The organism is Flavobacterium sp., assembly GCF_039916025.1.
Lineage (GTDB): Bacteria > Bacteroidota > Bacteroidia > Flavobacteriales > Flavobacteriaceae > Flavobacterium.
In genome coordinates, this window is the sequence record NZ_JBDSMB010000177.1 from 1 (window position 1) to 3,451 (window position 3,451).

General features: G+C 35.8%; 3 protein-coding genes. All 3 read left to right on the forward strand.

Features of this window, described 5'->3' with window-relative positions; all coding sequences use genetic code 11:
- Window positions 1–35: 35 nt before the first annotated feature.
- The 3 genes from ABIQ27_RS13300 to mutL all read left to right on the forward strand — a co-directional run bounded on the left by ABIQ27_RS13300 (window position 36) and on the right by mutL (window position 3,406).
- The gene (locus ABIQ27_RS13300) at window positions 36–824 is read left to right on the forward strand and encodes a tetratricopeptide repeat protein (RefSeq protein WP_348034406.1); all 789 of its coding nucleotides are present in this window, start codon (window positions 36–38) and stop codon (window positions 822–824) included.
- A 69-nt stretch (window positions 825–893) separates the two neighbouring features.
- Window positions 894–1,388, forward strand: coding sequence for a 6,7-dimethyl-8-ribityllumazine synthase (gene ribH / locus ABIQ27_RS13305; protein WP_348034407.1), 495 nt, complete (start codon window positions 894–896; stop codon window positions 1,386–1,388).
- Window positions 1,389–1,555: 167 nt separating this feature from the next.
- Window positions 1,556–3,406, forward strand: coding sequence for a DNA mismatch repair endonuclease MutL (gene mutL, locus ABIQ27_RS13310; protein ID WP_348034408.1), 1,851 nt, complete (start codon window positions 1,556–1,558; stop codon window positions 3,404–3,406).
- Window positions 3,407–3,451 lie beyond the last annotated feature (45 nt).

Consider the following 3,451-nt stretch of genomic DNA (forward strand, 5'->3'; position numbering starts at 1 on the left):
AAATTTTATTTTTGCGCACACTAAATTAAAAATAGATGGCAACTTTTAACAAAAGAGGATATAAAGAACCAAAACCAAAAGCAGAAAAATCAGATAATAACTATATTGAAGATGTAAACGTTGATGCAAAGGATAGCGCAACAGCAAAAGCATTTGATACTTTAGATCAATCAGCTTCTAGAGCTGAGGATTTTGTACAAAAAAATCAAAAATATATATTAGGATTTCTTACTGTTGTTGCTTTAGCTACAGTATCTTATTTATTATATCAAAAATTTATTGCTGAACCAAAGCAGGAAGAAGCAGCAAACGAATTATTCATTGCACAACAAAACTTTCAAAAAGCAGTTGATGCTACCGGAACAAAATCTGATTCTTTATATAGTCTGGTTTTAAAAGGTTCTGAAGGAAAATTTGGAGTTGTACAAATCGCTGAAGAATATTCAGGAACAGATGCCGGAAATATAGCAAATTACTATGCCGGGATTTCTTATCTGAATACTAAAAAATATGCTGAAGCGATTTCTAGTTTAGAGAAATTCAAATCGGATGATATTATGCTAAGCACTATTGCAATTGGAGCGATTGGTGATGCTTATGCACAACAAAACAAGCAAAAAGAAGCTTTAGAATATTATATCAAAGCTGCTGATGCTAACAAAAATGAATTAACAAGACCAAGATATTTATTGAAAGCTGGTAAAACGGCGTTGGTTATAGGAAATAAAGCAGATGCTTTAAAATATTTCACTGATATCAAAGACAATTACGATACAGCTCCGGAAGCACAAGCTGTGGATGCTTTGATTGGATTAGCACAGTAAATAGTAAACAGTCTCAGTCTCAGTTTTCAGAATCTGCGTACTGTGACTGCGACTGAAAACTATAAAATTATGGCTACGGCAAACAAAAACTTATCCAATTACGATAAAAATACAATCCCAAACGCGAAAGACTTTCGGTTTGGGATTGTTGTTTCAGAATGGAACGATCATGTCACAAACGGTTTATATGCCGGAGCAGAAGCAGCCTTATTGGATTGTGGTGCCAAAGCAGAAAATATTATCCGCTGGAATGTTCCCGGAAGTTTTGAATTGGTGTATGGCGCACAACGAATGATTGTCACTCAGGAAGTTGATGTTGTTATTACGATTGGTTGTGTCATAAAAGGAGAAACCATGCATTTCGAATTTGTTTGCGAAGGCGTAACCCAAGGCATTAAAGATTTGAATGTGCAAACTGATGTTCCTGTAATTTTTTGTCTGCTAACCGATAACAACGAACAACAATCCATCGATAGAAGTGGAGGAATTCACGGAAACAAAGGAACCGAAGCAGCGATTGCCGCAATAAAAATGGCCGAATTAAGAAGAAAAACAATGGACTAGTCAGAGAATAAATATCTGATTTTAAATAAAAATAAAGCCTATTCCATTACGTGATAGGTTTTTATTTTTTAGGAAATTATTAAGTTTAAATCCCAAGAATTTTTCAATAAATTTGTTAACTTCGGCTTTCTTACCGAACACTTATTACCGAACACCGAATACTAAATATGTCAAGCATAATTCAATTACTTCCCGATCATGTTGCCAACCAAATTGCTGCTGGTGAAGTAGTCCAAAGACCGGCTTCTGTAGTTAAGGAATTAATGGAAAATGCTGTTGATGCTAAAGCTACCGATATAAAACTCATCATTAAAGATGCCGGAAAATCATTGATTCAGGTTATTGATAATGGATTTGGAATGAGTATTACCGATTCCCGTTTGTGTTTTGAGCGTCATGCAACTTCAAAAATACGTCACGCGGAAGATTTATTTTCATTGCATACCAAAGGGTTTCGCGGCGAAGCATTAGCTTCTATTGCGGCGATTGCACATGTAGAAATGAAAACAAAACAGGAACAGGAAGAATTGGGAACGCATCTTATCATTGAAGGTAGTAAGTTTGTTTCGCAGGAACCGGCTGTGTTGCCAAAAGGCACTTCGTTTTCGGTTAAGAATTTGTTTTTCAATATTCCGGCACGGCGCAATTTCTTAAAATCGGATACTGTTGAGCAACGTTATATTGTTGACGAGTTTCAGCGTGTTGCGATGGCGCATCCAAATATTCATTTTACGATGTATCACAATGGCAGCGAAATGTTCAACCTGCCAATTTCAAATTTCAGACAACGAATTGTCAATATTTTTTCGGGTAAAACCAATGAAAAATTAGTTCCGGCAAAAGAAGAAACCGAAATCGTAAATCTTCACGGATTTATTGGAAAACCAGAATTTTCTAAGAAAAACAGAGGCGAACAATTCTTTTTTGTCAACAACCGATTTATCAAAAGCGGTTATTTGCATCACGCAGTTATGGCTGCCTATGAGGGTTTGTTAAAAGATGGTGCACAGCCAAGTTATTTTTTATATTTAGATGTTCCGCCACATACAATTGACATCAACATTCATCCGACTAAAACTGAAATTAAGTTTGATGATGAACATGCTTTATATGCTATTTTGCGTTCTTCGATTAAACACAGTCTGGGACAATTTAATGTTGCGCCGATTTTAGATTTCGACAGAGATCCAAATTTAGACACACCATATCAATACCAAAATAAAGAAGCCGAATATCCAACGATTCAGGTCGACAGACAATACAATCCGTTTTCGGAAGAAAAGCCAAACAAAGCTTTTGCATCGTCTTCCAATTATAAAAAACCCGAAGCGCAACCAAGTTGGGAAAGTCTGTATGTTGGTTTAAAGCAAGCCGGACAAGAGATTGCCGAAATGACTTTTGAAAATGATGCGGTAACTTCTTCGTTATTTGAAGATAATGAAATTGAGCAGGAAGTTAAGCGAACATATCAAATTCAGAAGAAATATATCGTTAGCCCAATAAAATCGGGGATGGTTATTATCAATCAGAAACGGGCACATGAACGTGTTTTGTATGAGGAGTTTTTGACAAATATGACAGTGCATCAGGCATCGAGTCAGCAAATGTTATTCCCGTTGCAGTTGTATTATTCATCTGCAGAAATTGAGTTGATAGCCGAATTAAGATTCTCTTTGGAAAACACCGGATTTGTTTTTGAAACAATAAACGAAGACAATGTGGTAATTTCGGGTTTGCCTGTCAATGTGACGGAAAGTGAAATTTCAATTGTTTTGGAAGAGTTATTGAGTGACTTGCAGGACGGAATCCCGGAAAGCAGTTTTTGCCAAAATGATACGATTGCCAAATCGATGGCGAAAAGTTTGGCAGTAAAAACCGGAACTTATTTAACCGAAAAAGAACAAGAAAATTTGGTACACAATCTTTTTGGCTGCAAAGAACCGAATGTATCACCATTTCAAAAACCAACATTCATCACGATGAGTGTAGAAGATTTAGATAAAAAATTCAGCTTATGATGCAAATGACAAATACTGTTAAGCAGTTACTGATTATCAATATTA

Excerpts from the sequence above, each read along its gene's own strand:
- ABIQ27_RS13300 (WP_348034406.1), top strand. The coding sequence starts at position 36 with ATGGCAACTTTTAACAAAAGAGGATATAAAGAACCAAAACCAAAAGCA.
- mutL (WP_348034408.1), top strand. The coding sequence starts at position 1,556 with ATGTCAAGCATAATTCAATTACTTCCCGATCATGTTGCCAACCAAATT.
- ribH (WP_348034407.1), top strand. The coding sequence starts at position 894 with ATGGCTACGGCAAACAAAAACTTATCCAATTACGATAAAAATACAATC.